Origin of the sequence: Burkholderia sp. DN3021 (genome assembly GCF_049805555.1) — a bacterium.
Lineage (GTDB): Bacteria > Pseudomonadota > Gammaproteobacteria > Burkholderiales > Burkholderiaceae > Burkholderia > Burkholderia pyrrocinia_C.
In genome coordinates, this window is record NZ_JBNCAB010000092.1 from 13561 (window position 1) to 28303 (window position 14743).

The 14743-nt window shown below is 68.6% G+C and carries 14 protein-coding genes, 1 pseudogene and 1 riboswitch; of the genes and pseudogenes, 12 read left to right on the forward strand and 3 right to left on the reverse strand.

What is annotated here, in order from left to right; all coding sequences use genetic code 11:
* The first annotated feature begins 115 nt into the window (after window positions 1–115).
* The 4 genes from ACPUER_RS30710 to ACPUER_RS30725 all read left to right on the forward strand — a co-directional run bounded on the left by ACPUER_RS30710 (window position 116) and on the right by ACPUER_RS30725 (window position 3975).
* A complete protein-coding gene (locus tag ACPUER_RS30710; protein WP_425132946.1) occupies window positions 116–1150 on the forward strand; it encodes a xylose isomerase in 1035 nt (344 codons plus the stop codon).
* Window positions 1151–1188: 38 nt separating this feature from the next.
* Complete coding sequence (locus tag ACPUER_RS30715; protein WP_425132947.1) at window positions 1189–1989, forward strand: TIM barrel protein; 801 nt, start codon at window positions 1189–1191, stop codon at window positions 1987–1989.
* Window positions 1990–2116: 127 nt separating this feature from the next.
* Window positions 2117–3103, forward strand: coding sequence for an inositol 2-dehydrogenase (iolG, locus tag ACPUER_RS30720; protein WP_425132948.1), 987 nt, complete (start codon window positions 2117–2119; stop codon window positions 3101–3103).
* Between the two features lie 185 nt (window positions 3104–3288).
* A complete protein-coding gene (locus ACPUER_RS30725) occupies window positions 3289–3975 on the forward strand; it encodes an HAD family hydrolase (RefSeq protein WP_425132949.1) in 687 nt (228 codons plus the stop codon).
* A 93-nt stretch (window positions 3976–4068) separates the two neighbouring features.
* Here the strand turns inward: ACPUER_RS30725 and ribB are convergent, their stop codons facing one another.
* From ribB to ACPUER_RS30740, 3 genes are all read right to left on the reverse strand, one after another.
* Complete coding sequence (gene ribB, locus ACPUER_RS30730) at window positions 4069–4779, reverse strand: 3,4-dihydroxy-2-butanone-4-phosphate synthase (protein WP_425132950.1); 711 nt, start codon at window positions 4777–4779, stop codon at window positions 4069–4071.
* Between the two features lie 118 nt (window positions 4780–4897).
* Window positions 4898–5046, reverse strand: a riboswitch (FMN riboswitch).
* 179 nt (window positions 5047–5225) lie between these two features.
* On the reverse strand, window positions 5226–5909 hold the full coding sequence (locus ACPUER_RS30735; RefSeq protein ID WP_310142836.1) for a helix-turn-helix domain-containing protein: 684 nt from the start codon (window positions 5907–5909) through the stop codon (window positions 5226–5228).
* Window positions 5910–6126: 217 nt separating this feature from the next.
* The gene (locus tag ACPUER_RS30740) at window positions 6127–7302 is read right to left on the reverse strand and encodes an MFS transporter (protein WP_175962009.1); all 1176 of its coding nucleotides are present in this window, start codon (window positions 7300–7302) and stop codon (window positions 6127–6129) included.
* Window positions 7303–7448: 146 nt separating this feature from the next.
* On the opposite strand from ACPUER_RS30740, the gene ACPUER_RS30745 reads away from it, so the two are divergent.
* From ACPUER_RS30745 to ACPUER_RS30780, 8 genes and pseudogenes are all read left to right on the forward strand, one after another.
* Window positions 7449–8381: a LysR family transcriptional regulator gene (locus ACPUER_RS30745; protein ID WP_310142841.1), complete on the forward strand. Its 933-nt coding sequence runs from the start codon at window positions 7449–7451 to the stop codon at window positions 8379–8381.
* Between the two features lie 214 nt (window positions 8382–8595).
* A complete protein-coding gene (gene miaB / locus ACPUER_RS30750) occupies window positions 8596–9969 on the forward strand; it encodes a tRNA (N6-isopentenyl adenosine(37)-C2)-methylthiotransferase MiaB (protein WP_034178970.1) in 1374 nt (457 codons plus the stop codon).
* Window positions 9970–9998: 29 nt separating this feature from the next.
* Window positions 9999–11042: a PhoH family protein gene (locus ACPUER_RS30755; RefSeq protein WP_425132951.1), complete on the forward strand. Its 1044-nt coding sequence runs from the start codon at window positions 9999–10001 to the stop codon at window positions 11040–11042.
* Window positions 11043–11180: 138 nt separating this feature from the next.
* The gene (gene ybeY, locus ACPUER_RS30760; protein ID WP_175962011.1) at window positions 11181–11957 is read left to right on the forward strand and encodes an rRNA maturation RNase YbeY; all 777 of its coding nucleotides are present in this window, start codon (window positions 11181–11183) and stop codon (window positions 11955–11957) included.
* A 12-nt stretch (window positions 11958–11969) separates the two neighbouring features.
* Window positions 11970–12602: a gamma-glutamylcyclotransferase gene (locus tag ACPUER_RS30765; protein WP_175962012.1), complete on the forward strand. Its 633-nt coding sequence runs from the start codon at window positions 11970–11972 to the stop codon at window positions 12600–12602.
* Between the two features lie 71 nt (window positions 12603–12673).
* The gene (locus ACPUER_RS30770; RefSeq protein WP_204424446.1) at window positions 12674–12823 is read left to right on the forward strand and encodes a hypothetical protein; all 150 of its coding nucleotides are present in this window, start codon (window positions 12674–12676) and stop codon (window positions 12821–12823) included.
* A 305-nt stretch (window positions 12824–13128) separates the two neighbouring features.
* Window positions 13129–14016: an HlyC/CorC family transporter gene (locus ACPUER_RS30775; RefSeq protein WP_072443463.1), complete on the forward strand. Its 888-nt coding sequence runs from the start codon at window positions 13129–13131 to the stop codon at window positions 14014–14016.
* 52 nt (window positions 14017–14068) lie between these two features.
* Window positions 14069–14743: pseudogene (locus ACPUER_RS30780) on the forward strand (apolipoprotein N-acyltransferase); the annotation flags it as partial.

Below are 14743 nucleotides of genomic sequence, written 5' to 3' on the forward strand. Positions count from 1 at the left end.
TGCCGAAAAAATCGACCGGCGCATTGGCGATTTTTCGTCAACGTTTGTCATGCAGCCCGCGCGGCGCATCCGTACATTGAGCAGCCATCCCCACGACAACAACGGACAGGAGACGATGGCTGAACCGATCCTCATCGGCGTGAACCTCGACGGCGTGCTCGAACACGACGGCCTGCCGTTGCCCGCGCCCGCCGAACGCTTCCGGATGGTCGCCAATGCCGGCATGTTCGACTACATCGAAAAGAACCCGGCGCGCGGCGAAGATCTGTCGCCGTATTTCGCGCTGGTCGAACGCCACGCGCTGCCGATTCGCGTGATCGGCAGCATCTGGCGCGCGGGCCATGACGAAGCGCATGTCGCCGAAATCGTCGATGCCGGCGCGCGGTTCGGCAGCACGGTGCTCAACTGCCAGCTCTACGCGCATCACGCGGACGGCCATCCGCTGTCGGACCGCGATGTCGCCGATTTCTACCTGCGTACGTACGAGCGCGGCGAGCCGGTCGGCTGCCTGCCGAGCTTCGAAATACACGTCGACATGTGGAGCGAGGATTTCACGCGCGTCGCGCGTGTCGCGCGGCATGTCGAGCAGGCCGGTGCGCCGTTCCGGATCACGCTCGATCATTCGCACCTGCTGTTCAAGATCGGCAATCGCGCCGAACTCGACGCATCGGGCATTCGCGAACGGGTCGACAGCGGCAGCCTCGTGCTCGACCCTGCATCGCCGGCCGCCATCTACGCCGACTGGATCGCGCGCGGCTGGGTCCGGCATGCGCATGCGCGCAGCGTGATCCCGAACAATCCAGAGAACCGCTGGATGCGCCGCGCAGACGGCAGACCTGGCCGCGGCATCCAGTACCCGTTCGTCATGCCGGCACCGGGTGCATACCACGGCGATTGGCACGCGGCGGCGCTCGACACGTGGAAAGCCGCGCTACGCCAGTTGCTGCAATCGCAGATTCACGCGCGGCCGGCGCGGCTCGAGCAGATCAGTTGCGAGTTCATCCCGTTTCCCGATTACGGCGGCGGCGCACGCTATTCGATCTTCGACAACAACGTCGCGTGCGCACACTGGCTGCGCGACACGTGGCACGCGCTCGCAGCGCCGCCGGCAAACCCGCCGGCCGGCGGCACCGCCCGCCCCGGCCACTGATTCGGACCCCGCCCTACTCGACACACAAGGACAGAACGATGACGCAAGCATTCCACTTTTCGCTGAACCGGATGAGCGCGCCGCGCCTGCCGCTCGACCGCTATGTCGCGCTGTGCCGGCGCCTCGGCATCGACGCGATCGAGATCGTCGACGGCACGCCGGCTGCCGCCGTGCGCGCGACGGCCGAATCCGGCGGCGTGACGATCCTGACGATCAACGCGCTGCAGCGCTTCGAGCAATGGAACGCCGAGCGCGCGGACGAAGCGACCGTGCTGGCCGACTACGCGGCGCAGTGCGGCGCGCGCGCGCTGGTGCTGTGCCCGACCAACAGCCGCGGCGACACGCGCGGCGCGGACGCGCGCCATGCGGATCTCGTGAAGGCGCTGAAGGCGCTCAAGCCGATCCTCGAAGCGCGCGGCCTGCTCGGTTTCATCGAGCCGCTCGGTTTCGAGGAGTGTGCGCTGCGCCGCAAGTCCGATGCGGTGAAAGGCATCTACGCCGCGGCCGGCGAACAGGTCTTCCGGCTCGTGCACGACACGTTCCACCATCACCTGTCGGGCGAGGACATCTTCTTCCCGAACCTGACGGGCCTCGTGCACATCTCGGGCGTCGACGAAAACGACCTGCCGGTCGACCGGATGCGCGACGGCCATCGCGTGCTGGTCGGCGGCGCCGACCGGCTCGGCAACATCCGGCAGTTGCGCGAACTGCTCGCGCGCGGCTACCGCGGCGCGTTCTCGTTCGAGCCGTTCGCGAACGAAATCGCCGAAGCCGACGACATCGAAGACCGGCTGCGCGCGAGCGTCGAATACGTGCGGCGCGAACTGGCGGATTGCTGAGCGTCGCCGCGGTACGCGGCCGGCGCGGCGACCGGCACGCATGACGCCATGCGCGATACGCGCGGGCCCGACAGGAAGAAGACCACGGACTCAACGGAACAGGAGAACAGGAGAACAGGAGAACAGGATGATCGAATTCGCTTTGTTCGGCGCGGGAAGAATCGGCAAGATCCATGCGGCGAATCTCGCGCGCCATCCGGGCGCGAAACTGAAATACGTGATCGACCGGCATGCGCCGTCGGCCGAAGCGCTCGCGCACGCACACGGCGCGCAGGTCGCGGATATCGATCGCGCGCTCGGCGACGCAGCCGTGCAGGCGGTCGTGATCGCGTCGAGCACCGACACGCATGCGGACCTGATCGTCGCGGCGGCGAACGCGGGCAAGGCCGTGTTCTGCGAGAAGCCGGTCGACCTGAGCGTCGAGCGCTCGCGCGCATGCGCTGACGTCGTGCGGCGCACCGGCGTGACCTGCATGATCGGGTTCCAGCGCCGCTTCGACCCGACCTTCGCCGCGCTGAAGGCGCGCGTCGAACGCGGCGAGATCGGCGCGCCGGAGATGCTGGTCGTCACGAGCCGCGACCCGGGCGCACCGCCCGTCGACTACATCCGCAGCTCGGGCGGCATCTTCAAGGACATGCTGATCCACGACTTCGACGTGTTCCGCTGGATCCTCGGCGACGAAGCGCAGACGCTGCACGCGACCGGCAGTTGCCTGACCGACCCGGCCGTGCTCGATGCCGGCGACATCGATTCGACCGCCGTGACGATCCGCACGCGGCGCGGGCTGCTGTGCCAGATCAACACGTCGCGGCGCGCGGCCTACGGCTACGATCAGCGCTTCGAGCTGCTCGGCAGCAACGGGATGCTGCAGGCCGGCAACGTGCGGCCGACCGAGGTGAGCGCGTGGCTGGCCGGCGGCATCGCGACGGACGTGCCGGAGCCGTTCTTCCTCGAGCGCTACCGGCATGCGTATTCGGCCGAGATCGCGCACTTCGTCGACGCGCTGCGCGACGGCACGCCGGTCAGGACGACGATCGACGACGGGCTCGCCGCGCTCGAGCTGGCCGAGGCCGCGATGACGTCGTGGAAAACGGGGCGCGTGATCGAGATGTGACGCAAGCGATGGCGGCCCGTGCAAGCGGGCCGCCGCCGTCGCACCATCGGCAGCACACCTGTACGAAATGCTGCGACGGCACGGCCGCATCGGGCAGATTTGCCGAAACGTCGCGCGGCATGCGCGTGAAAGCACGTATGATGGCGAATCGATCGGCGTCGCCGATATCCCGCTTTTTCACCATCATGCTCGATCACCTCATCTGCGACTGCGACGGCGTGCTCGTCGACAGCGAAGTCATCGCCGACCGCGTGCTGCTCGACACGCTGACCGCCACCTTCCCGCACATCGATTTCGAAGCCGCCGCGAAGTCGGCGTTCGGCCAGCAGACGTCGCGTTTCCTGTCGGGGCTCGAATCCCGCTTCGGGCTCGAGATGCCCGTCGACTTCATCGAGACCATCGAGCACAACATCGAGATCGCGCTGGCGCAATCGCTCGCGCCGATCACCGGCGTGCGCGACGCACTGCTGAAGGTCAGCCTGCCGGCCGCCGTCGTGTCGAACAGCCGGCTCGTGCGCGTGCGCAACTCGCTGAAGCGCGCATCGCTCACCGAGATCTTCGGCGAGCGCGTGTTCAGTTCCGAGCAGGTGTCGCGGCCGAAACCCTACCCCGACGTCTACCTGCATGCGGCGCAGACGCTCGGCGTGGCGCCGGCGCGCTGCATCGTCGTCGAGGACAGCGTATCGGGGTTGAATGCCGCGCGTGCGGCGGGGATGAAGACGATCGCGTTCGTCGGCGCGAGCCACATCCCCGACAACTACGCGGACGCGCTGCGCGCGATGGGCATCACGCGGATCATGCGCAAGATGGACGAACTGCCGGCGCTCGTCGAAGCCGGCATGCGCGGCGAATTCGGCGACGTGCAGTCCTGACTTTTATACAGGCCGGATCAGGCCGGCCCGGCGTGCGCCGGTTCACGCACGCCGTATCAGAGAGGGGCGCGAACGCGCCCGCTCCCTCCTCGCTCAGGCCGGCTCGCAGCAGCGCTCGCGCGCAGCGGCCAGCGCCTCGCGGAATTCGACGAGTTCCGCGATCGTCAGCATCGGCAGTCCGTGCTGTTTCGCGAAACGCTCGACGTCGTCGCCGCGCGTCATCGTGCCGTCCGGATTCATCAGCTCGCACAGCACGCCGGCCGGCTTCAGGCCCGCCAGGATCGACAGGTCGACCGTGCCTTCGGTGTGACCGCGGCGCGCGAGCACGCCGCCCGGTTGCGCACGCAGCGGAAACACGTGGCCGGGGCGCACGATGTCGTGCGGCTTCGCGTTGTCTGCAATCGCCGCGCGGATCGTCGTCACGCGGTCGGCCGCCGATACGCCCGTATGCACGCCTTCGCGCGCCTCGATCGAGACAGTGAACGCGGTGCCGTTGCGGCTCTCGTTGGTCTGCACCATCGGCGGCAGCTCGAGCGCGCGCACCGTGTCGTCGGTCAGGCACAGGCACACGATGCCGCTGCACTCGCGGATCAGCAGCGCCATCGTCTCGGGCGTGATGCGCTCGGCGGCGACGATCAGGTCGGCCTCGTTCTCGCGGTCGTGGTCGTCCTGCAGCACGACCGCGCGGCCAGCACGCATCGCTTCGAGCGCAGCGGCGATGCGCGGCGGCACCGGTTCGGAATCCAGCAACGGGAGATCGGCAAAGGCGTCGGCGGGTGCCGACGAAACGGACATCAAGGACATGTGAAACGCTCCTCGCAATTACGATTTGGGCGAAAAACGTTTCAGGGCATTGCAAACAGACAGAACGACAACCCGCTTCGCGCGCGTCGCGAAGCGGCCCTGGCGGACATGACTATCTGCACATCTTCTCTCATCCGGACTGTGACCGTCGGCTCTGGCATTCGACCAGATCTGCTGACCCCGCGCGGTTGCGCGGGCGCTCGCGGGCTCGCCGACTTACGCCAGCCTACCGCCGGTGGGGAATTTCGCCCCGCCCTGAAGACGCACTGATTGCCGGATGGGGACTGCCCATCGACGGCGGGCCAAGCATACAACAGCCGCGCACGTCGCGCAGCCAACAACATCTAAAACCTTACTGACGACTCCGTCTAACGACATCGTCCAAACGGCCGCGCTGCGATCCCGCCCCAGACGGGGACGTCAACCGTTCCGTGCGACCCGCACGATCAGCCGGCCGCGTGCGCCGCATCGGGCACGAGCCAGCGCGGCGGCACTTCAGGACTCACCGTCACGCGGAACGCGCGCGCTTCGCTGTCGCCCGGGTTGCGCAGGCTGTACGGCTGGTCGGCATCGAACACGATCGCGTCGCCGGTCGCGAGCAACTGGCGGCGGTCGTGCACGCTGACTTCGAGCGTGCCTTCGCTGACGACCAGATTGACCGTCGTGCCGGGCGCGCGGCGCGTACCGGGCTCCGTATGCAGCGGCGCGATCCGCAGCTCGTGGAATTCGGCCGCGGCCGGCTCGCCTTCCGGGTACAGCGCACGTGCCGAAAAACGGCCGTTCGAGCTGACGACGCGCGACGCGCGCTCGGCCGCCAGGTGCTCGAAGCCGTTCACCGCATGGCGGCGCAGGAATGCGGCGACCGACACCTTCAGCGCCGCGGCGATCTTGCAAAGCACCTTGATCGACGGCACGCTGCGCGCCGACTCGATCTGCGCGAGCATCGCGCGCGACACGCCGGACAGCCGCGCGAGCGCATCGAGCGACAACTGCCGCTCGGCGCGCAAGCGCGCGAGGTTCACGCCGACGACCTGTTCGAGGACATCGAGCGATGCGGATGCCCGCGCGTCGGCGGCGTTGCCGGACTCGAAGGAAGACACGTCGCGCACCAGCGCCAGGGATGAAGACATAGCATTGCCTCCGGGCCGCCGCGCGGCCCTGCGTATGGGGTAAGCCGGGATCGAAATCGGGTTGCGCCTGCAACGGCGCGTATCGAGACGCTATCACCCGGCCTTGCGCGGGCAAACGAAGTTATCTTCACACCGTTATCAGCATCGCGGAGGAATGCGTTTCTCGCGAACCTTTTCCTGCCGCTATGGCGTCGCCGTCACGCCACTATCGCGCCGCTCATTGCGCCGCCGGCGCCGCGCCGCGTGCCGGCGCCCGCGCGTCGAGCCGCATTGCAAGCCACGTGACGACGAGCGCCGCGAACGTCACCGCGACGGCGACCCACGGCAGCGTATCGAGCGCGAAGCCGTGTTCCAGCGCGAGGCCGCCGAGCCACGCGCCGCCTGCATTGCCGACGTTGAACGCACCGATATTGAGCGTCGACGCGAGATGCGGCGCGCTCGCGGCCTTCTCGACCACGCGTGCCTGCAGCGGCGGCACCGTCGCGAACGCGGCGATCCCCCACACGAATACGGTGACGGCGGCCGCGACCGGCAGGTGGCTCGTCTTCGCGAACACGGCCATCACGGCCATCAGCGCGACGAGGATCGCGATCAGCGACGGCATCAGCGCGCGGTCGGCGAGCTTGCCGCCGATCGTATTGCCGATCGTCAGCCCCGCGCCGAACAGCACGAGGATCAGCGCGACCGAGCGCGGCGCGTAGCCCGACACCGTCTCGAGAATCGGCGCGATATACGTGAACACGACGAACACGCCGCCGAAGCCGAGCACGGTCATCAACAGCGCGAGCCACACCTGCGGCTCCTTCAGCACGCGCACCTCGTGGCCGAGACCGACCGGCCCGCTGTCGTGGCGGTTCGGCACGAGCGCGGCCACGCCGCCGAGCGCCAGCACGCCGAGCGCGGCCACGATCCAGAACGACGCGCGCCAGCCGAGCAGCTGGCCGACGAACGTGCCGAACGGCACGCCGAGCACGTTCGACAGCGTGAGCCCCGTGAACATCAGCGCGATCGCGCTCGCCCGCTTGTCGGCCGGCACGAGCGACGCGGCGACCACCGCGCCGATCCCGAAGAACGACCCGTGCGCGAACGACGTGACGACGCGCGCGACCATCAGCATCGCGTAGCCGGACGCGGTGGCGCACAGCACGTTGCCGACGATGAAGATCGCCATCAGCAACTGCAGCGCGGCCTTGCGCGGCATGCGGCTCGTCAGCACCGCGAGCAGCGGCGCGCCGACCGCGACGCCGAGCGCGTATCCGGTGACGAGCAGGCCGGCCGACGGCAGCGAGACGGCGAGATCGTGCGCGACTTCGGGCAGCAGGCCCATGATGATGAATTCGGTGGTGCCGATGGCGAAGGCGCTGATCGCGAGCGCCAGTAACGGAATGGGCATGACGTTCTCCGGAAGGCGGCGGACGCGGCGCCCGGTCGGTGCCGCACCGCACAAGAAGCGGGATGTGCGCGCATTGTCCCGAAGACGCCTATATTTGATAATTGGCGTGGCATTTGAACCATTTTCAAAAAATTCTGGAAAATCGAATGGATCGACTGGGCGATATCCGGCTGTTCGTCGAGGCGGCGGAACTGGGCAGCCTGTCCGCGGCCGGGCGCAAGCTGAACCTCACGCCGGCCGCAGCGAGCGCGCGCCTCGCGAAGCTCGAGGCGAAGACCGCGACGCGGCTCTTCGAACGCTCGACGCGGCAGTTGCGGCTCACCGACGAGGGCCGGCTGTACCTGAACTGCTGCCGGCAGGCGCTGCAGGCGCTCGACGACGCGGACGCGATGCTGCAGGAAGGCCGCAACGTCGTCGGCGGCAAGGTGCGGCTGTCGTCGACGTCCGATTTCGGCCGCAACCAGTTGCTCGACTGGCTCGACGAATTCACGACACGCCATCCCGACGTCACGTTCTCGCTGACGGCGTCCGATTCGTCGTCGAACCTGTGGCAGGACGAAATCGACCTCGCGATCCGCTTCGCCGCGCCGCCCGACGGCGCACTGATCGCCCGCCGTCTCGCGACGAACCGGCGCGTGCTGTGCGCGGCGCCGTCGTTCGTCGAGCGCCACGGCATGCCGACCGACCCGCACGATCTGGCCCGCTTTCCGTGCAACGTGATCACGATCGCGTCCGGGCCGATGAACGTCTGGCACTTCACGCGCGGCGACGAGGTGCAGATCCACAGGGTGCCGGTCGCGACCGCGTTCGAGACCAACGACGGCGGCCTCACGCGCGAATGGACTCTGCGCGGCCACGGCATAGCGTTGAAATCGCTGTGGGACATCGCCGACGACGTGCGCGCGGGCCGGCTGCGCGTGCTGCTGCCCGACTGGCGCCACCAGGACGCGCCGCTGCACGCGATCTATCACAGCAAGCGCTACATGGCGCCGCGCGTGCGCGTGCTGCTCGACTTTCTCGCCGAACGCTTCGCGCGCGAGGAAGCCGCGCTCGACGACCTGCTGCACGCATGCCGCTGACGGCCGGTGCACCGCCGCTCAAGGGTCGGAACCTGACGACCGACGTCGCGCGGCCGCAACCCGCCGGCCGTCCGGCGCAGCGCGAAAAGCTATAATGGAAAGCTTTCCCGACGGCCTTTCATACTCGACGCGCGCAACCTGCGTGCAGCGCACGGCCGTCCCGATTCACCCTTGACGACGCCCCCAGGTCAACCACTGCGAACGGCGAATCCCCATGACCAAGAAAGTTTACGTAAAGACCTTCGGCTGCCAGATGAACGAGTACGACTCGGACAAGATGGTGGACGTGCTCAATGCGGCCGAAGGCCTCGAAAAGACCGACAACCCCGAAGACGCGGACGTCATCCTGTTCAACACGTGCTCGGTGCGTGAAAAGGCGCAGGAGAAGGTGTTCTCCGATCTCGGCCGCGTGCGCGAGCTGAAGGAAGCGAAGCCCGGCCTGCTGATCGGCGTCGGCGGCTGCGTCGCGAGCCAGGAAGGCGCGTCGATCGTGTCGCGCGCGCCGTACGTCGACCTCGTGTTCGGCCCGCAGACGCTGCACCGCCTGCCGCAGATGATCGACGCGCGCCGCGCGAGCGGCCGCGCGCAGGTCGACATCACGTTCCCCGAGATCGAGAAGTTCGACCACCTGCCGCCCGCGCGCGTCGAGGGGCCGAGCGCGTTCGTGTCGATCATGGAAGGCTGCTCGAAGTACTGCAGCTACTGCGTGGTGCCGTACACGCGCGGCGACGAAGTGTCGCGCCCGCTCGACGACGTGCTGACCGAAGTGGCCGGCCTCGCCGACCAGGGCGTGCGCGAAGTCACGCTGCTCGGCCAGAACGTGAACGCGTATCGCGGCGCGCTGACGGCCGGCGCATCCGAGATCGCCGATTTCGCGACGCTGATCGAATACGTCGCCGACATCCCCGGCATCGAGCGGATCCGCTACACGACGTCGCACCCGAAGGAATTCACGCAGCGGCTGATCGACACCTACGCGAAGGTGCCGAAGCTCGTGAGCCACCTGCACCTGCCCGTCCAGCACGGTTCCGACCGCATCCTGATGGCGATGAAGCGCGGCTACACGGTGCTCGAGTACAAATCGGTGATCCGCAAGCTGCGCGCGATCCGCCCCGACCTGTCGCTGTCGACCGACATGATCGTCGGCTTCCCCGGCGAGACCGAGGAGGATTTCGACAAGATGATGGCGCTCGTGCACGACATGAGCTACGACACGAGCTTCTCGTTCATCTACAGCCCGCGCCCCGGCACGCCGGCCGCCAACCTGCACGACGACACGCCGCGCGAAGTGAAGCTCAAACGCCTGCAACATCTGCAGGCGACCATCGAGGAGAACGTCGCGCGCATCAGCCAGTCGATGGTCGGGAAGGTCGAGCGGATCCTCGTCGAGGGCCCGTCGCGCAAGGATCCGAACGAACTCGCGGGCCGTACCGAGAACAACCGGGTCGTGAATTTCCCGGCGCCGCTCGCGTCGCACCCGCGCCTGATCGGCCAGATGATCGACGTGAAGATCAACCATGCGTACCCGCATTCGCTGCGCGGCGAGCTCGTGCTCGTCAGCGACGACGCGAGCGCGGCCACCCACTGACCGACGCATCACCGGAGCCCGACGCCACTTTGAAGCCCGCCCACCCCCTGGAATTCATCGCGCCGCGCGACGACAACGCGCGCCTCGCCAATCTCTGCGGCCCGCTCGACGAAAACCTGCGGCAGATCGAACAGGCGCTCGACGTGACGCTCGCGCGGCGCGGCCACCGGATCACGATCCGCGGGCGCGGCGCCAAGCTCGCGCTCGCGGCGCTCGATAACTTCTACAGCCGCGCGCGCGATCCGCTGTCGGTCGACGACATCCAGCTCGCGCTGGTCGAAGTGCGCCACACCGCCGGCAACGGCCGCGAGAACACGCTCGACGTGCGCTTTCGCGGCGACCCCGACCATCCGTTCGACGAGCCTGTCGTGCAGCTCGACGACGAGGCGCTCGAAGAGCAGGGGCCGAAGCTCTACACGCGGCGCGCCGACCTGCGCGGCCGCACGCCCGCGCAGCGCGAATACCTGAAGCAGATCCTGTCGCACGACGTCACGCTCGGCATCGGGCCGGCCGGCACCGGCAAGACCTACCTCGCGGTCGCGTGCGCGGTCGACGCGCTCGAGCGCGACCAGGTCAAGCGGATCGTGCTGACGCGCCCGGCCGTCGAGGCCGGCGAGCGGCTCGGCTTCCTGCCGGGCGATCTCGCGCAGAAGGTCGACCCGTACCTGCGTCCGCTGTACGACGCGCTGTACGACCTGCTCGGCTTCGACAAGACCGCGAAGATGTTCGAGCGCCAGATGATCGAGATCGCGCCGCTCGCATACATGCGCGGCCGCACGCTGAACCACGCGTTCATCATCCTCGACGAGGCGCAGAACACCACGCCCGAGCAGATGAAGATGTTCCTCACGCGGATCGGCTTCGGCTCGAAGGCGGTCGTGACCGGCGACACGAGCCAGGTCGACCTGCCGCGCGGCCACAAGAGCGGCCTCGTCGAGGCGCAGCAGGTGCTGAGCGGCGTGCGCGGCATCGCGCTCACGCGTTTCACGAGCGCGGACGTCGTGCGCCATCCGCTCGTCGCGCGCATCGTCGAGGCATACGACGAGTTCCACGCGCAGCATCAGGACGGCTGACCGGCGGCGCCCGCGCGCTGCCCCGGCCTGCCGGCCCGGCCCGCCAGACGGCGCGCCGGGCCTTTTTTCGCCCGCGCGAATTCGGGCGCGATCGGCCGTTTGGTGTATCCTCAACGCGTTCCAATCGCCCCACGTGTCATGAAATCCTCCCGTTCTCGCAAGTCCGGCCGCACCCAGTCCGCCGCGCCCGAATCCCCCCGTCTTTCGCTGTTCGATGCGAAGGGCAAGGCCCGGACCGTCAACGCACTGGGGCTGCGAATCGACTTCCCGGACGGCCGCAGCCTGATGTTCGACCTGTCGGGCAGCTCGGGGGACGCGGCCGTCGCGATCGTCGCGCAGCACAACGATCCGGAGATGCGCGCGAAGCTGGCGCTGCAGCCCGAGCACTACGACAGCGTGACGCTGCACGTGGGCGCCGAGCCCGCGCCGCGCGAAGACGAAATCGAAGGCGCGCTGCGCGAGCCGGAACTCGACCTGTCCGTGCAATACGGCGACGAAATCACGAGCGACGTGCGCAAGACGCTGCCCAAGCGCAAGCTGATCGCCGAATGGATCGAGCCGGCGCTGTTCGCCAGCGCGCAGCTCACCGTGCGCTTCGTCGGCGAAAACGAAGGCCGCACGCTGAACGCCGGCTACCGCCACAAGGACTACCCGACCAACGTGCTGACCTTCGCGTACGACGCGGCGCCCGACGGCACCGTGATCGGCGACCTCGTGCTGTGCTGCCCGGTCGTCGAGCAGGAAGCGCACGACCAGGGCAAGCCGCTCACGGCCCACTACGCGCACCTGCTGGTGCACGGCGCGCTGCACGCGCAGGGCTACGACCACGAGACGAGCGACGAGGACGCGGCCGAAATGGAAGCGCTCGAAGTCGACATCCTCGCGAAGCTGGGCTTCCCGAACCCGTACCAGTAAGCCGGCCGCACGATGCGCAACGCCGCGATGCTCCCGCCCGCCTACCCGCCGTCGATCGGCGACGGGCGGCTTCTGACGGAAGACGAGCTCGCGGCGTCGCTCGCGCACACGATGCGCGACTGGGACGGCCGGCAGGACCTCTGGCTGTTCGGCTATGGCTCGCTGATCTGGAACCCGGGGTTGCCGACCGTCGCCGCCGTGCGCGGCAAGGTGCACGGCTACCATCGCGGGCTCTACCTGTGGTCGCGCGTGAACCGCGGCACGCCCGAACGTCCGGGCCTCGTGCTCGCGCTCGATCGCGGCGGCTCGTGCTCGGGCATCGCGTTCCGGCTCGCGGGCCCGACCGCGCAGCCGCACCTCGAGACGCTGTGGAAGCGCGAAATGCCGATGGGTTCGTACCGGCCCGCGTGGCTGCCGTGCTCGCTCGAGAACGGCGAGCGCGTGAACGCGCTCGCGTTCGTGATGCGCCGCGACGCACCGACCTATACGGGCAAGCTGTCGGACTCCGTCGTGAAGGAAGTGTTCGGCTGCGCGGCCGGCCGCTACGGCACGACGCTCGACTACGTGAGCCGCACGGTCGACGCGCTGCGCGCGAGCGGCATCCCCGATCGCGCGCTGGAAGGGTTGCTCGCGCGATGCCGGTGACGCAAACGCGACGCCCGGCTTGCCGCGGCGCGAAACCGCGCTCCCTGCGCATTCGAACGAGGTTCCTGCCGATGAAACCGTCACACTGGTCGCGCTGCAAGGTCGCCGCGCTGATCGTCGCCGCGAGCGTCGCGCTGTCCGGCTGCGGAATAATCGGCTGCGGCGGCGCCGCGACCAACGGCGCGGCCGCCGGCGGCTGCTCGACCGGCATGCGGTTCTGAGCCGCGCGCCTGGCGCGATCGCATGCGGCAGAATGCCGCCCCGGTACCGACCGGCCGGCCGGTCGCCCTTGCGCGCCGCACCCGCCCTTCCCGCACCCGTTTTTTGCCGCTGCTGCGCCGCCGCCCTTTTCTGGGATAGGATGGACACGAGGACGATGCCGCGCCCGGCGCGGCCGTCCGCGAGCAGGCCCGCGCGGGCTGCGCACCCTGGCCGCACGGCCGGGGTGACACGGTCGCGTCGTGCCCTTGGTGTATCCTTGCCTACTCCGTGACAGCGCGCCCCGGCACGACCCGGGCGCACCACCATGAACGATTCGTATCCCAGTCGTAAGCCAACCGACAAACCGCAAGAAAAGCGCTCGCTCCTCGAGCGCCTGACCGACTTCATCTCGCCCGAGCCCGAATCCCGCGGCGAGCTGCTGGAAATCCTCCAGGACGCCCACGAACGCAACCTGATCGACGCCGATTCGCTGTCGATGATCGAAGGCGTGTTCCAGGTATCCGACCTGTGCGCGCGAGACATCATGGTGCCGCGCGCGCAGATGGACGCGATCAACATCGCCGACAAACCCGAGGATTTCATCCCGTTCGTCCTCGAAAAGGCGCACTCGCGCTACCCCGTGTTCGAGGAGAACCGCGACAACGTGATCGGCGTGCTGCTCGCGAAGGATCTGCTGCGCTTCTACGCCGAAGAAGAGTTCGACGTGCGCGGGATGCTGCGCCCGGCCGTGTTCATTCCCGAATCGAAGCGCCTGAACGTGCTGCTGCACGACTTCCGCGTGAACCGCAACCACCTCGCGATCGTCGTCGACGAATACGGCGGCGTCGCGGGCCTGATCACGATCGAGGACGTGCTCGAGCAGATCGTCGGCGACATCGAGGACGAATACGACTTCGACGAGGAAGCCGGCAACATCATCGCGGGGCCGGACGGCCGCTACCGCGTGCGCGCGCTTACCGAGATCGAACAGTTCAACGAGGCGTTCGGCACCGATTTCCCCGACGACGAAGTCGATACGATCGGCGGCCTGATCACCCATCATTTCGGACGCGTGCCGCACCGCGGCGAGAAGCTGCAGCTCGGCAACCTCGTGTTCGAGATCCAGCGCGGCGATGCGCGCCAGGTTCATGTGCTGCTGGTACGCCGCAACCCGCTCGCCAGCCGTCGCGCCGACACCTCGCACGAGGACTGACCGTCCCGCGCCAGCCGCGTCTCCTTCAACCGCTCGCCCACTTCCGCTTCACATGGACGATCCGATCCCGTCCCGCCCGGCTGGCGGCCTTCTCGCGCCGGCACCCGGCCGCGCGCTGCCGCGCTGGCACTACCCGGCCGCGCTGCTCGCCGGCGCGGCCAATACGCTCAGCTTCGCACCGACGCCGCACGGCGGCTGGCTGCAGCTCGCCGTATTCGTCTGGTTTTTCGCGCAACTGACGCGCACGTCGAGCTGGCGCGGCGCCGCGCTCACGGGCGGCGCGTTCGGCTTCGGCAACTTCATCAGCGGCGTCTGGTGGCTCTACATCAGCATGCACGTATACGGCGAGATGGCCGCGCCGCTCGCGGGCGGTGCGCTCGTGCTGTTCTCGCTGTACCTGTCGCTGTACCCGGCGTTCTCGGCCGGGCTGTGGTCGTTCTGCGCGGGCCATGCATGGCATCGCCGCGCGCCCGACCCGCGGCCGTTCTCGCCGACCTGGCACGGCGCGTTCGCGTTCGCGAGCGCGTGGGCCTTCGGCGAATGGCTGCGCGGCACGCTGCTCACCGGCTTCCCGTGGCTCGCGAGCGGCTACCCGCAGGTCGACGGCCCGTTCGCGGGCTTCGCGCCGATCGTCGGCGTGTACGGGATCGCGTGGGTGCTCGCGCTGTTCGCCGCGCTGGTCGTGCAGGCGCTCGCCGCCGCGCGCCCGTCGCCCGCGCGTGAAAGC

Bases quoted from the DNA above. Each gene is read 5' to 3' on its own strand.
- ACPUER_RS30710 (WP_425132946.1), top strand. From the start codon at position 116: ATGGCTGAACCGATCCTCATCGGCGTGAACCTCGACGGCGTGCTCGAA.
- ACPUER_RS30715 (WP_425132947.1), top strand. From the start codon at position 1,189: ATGACGCAAGCATTCCACTTTTCGCTGAACCGGATGAGCGCGCCGCGC.
- iolG (WP_425132948.1), top strand. From the start codon at position 2,117: ATGATCGAATTCGCTTTGTTCGGCGCGGGAAGAATCGGCAAGATCCAT.
- ACPUER_RS30725 (WP_425132949.1), top strand. From the start codon at position 3,289: ATGCTCGATCACCTCATCTGCGACTGCGACGGCGTGCTCGTCGACAGC.
- ribB (WP_425132950.1), bottom strand. From the start codon at position 4,779: ATGTCCTTGATGTCCGTTTCGTCGGCACCCGCCGACGCCTTTGCCGAT.
- ACPUER_RS30735 (WP_310142836.1), bottom strand. From the start codon at position 5,909: ATGTCTTCATCCCTGGCGCTGGTGCGCGACGTGTCTTCCTTCGAGTCC.
- ACPUER_RS30740 (WP_175962009.1), bottom strand. From the start codon at position 7,302: ATGCCCATTCCGTTACTGGCGCTCGCGATCAGCGCCTTCGCCATCGGC.
- ACPUER_RS30745 (WP_310142841.1), top strand. From the start codon at position 7,449: ATGGATCGACTGGGCGATATCCGGCTGTTCGTCGAGGCGGCGGAACTG.
- miaB (WP_034178970.1), top strand. From the start codon at position 8,596: ATGACCAAGAAAGTTTACGTAAAGACCTTCGGCTGCCAGATGAACGAG.
- ybeY (WP_175962011.1), top strand. From the start codon at position 11,181: ATGAAATCCTCCCGTTCTCGCAAGTCCGGCCGCACCCAGTCCGCCGCG.
- ACPUER_RS30765 (WP_175962012.1), top strand. From the start codon at position 11,970: ATGCGCAACGCCGCGATGCTCCCGCCCGCCTACCCGCCGTCGATCGGC.
- ACPUER_RS30770 (WP_204424446.1), top strand. From the start codon at position 12,674: ATGAAACCGTCACACTGGTCGCGCTGCAAGGTCGCCGCGCTGATCGTC.
- ACPUER_RS30775 (WP_072443463.1), top strand. From the start codon at position 13,129: ATGAACGATTCGTATCCCAGTCGTAAGCCAACCGACAAACCGCAAGAA.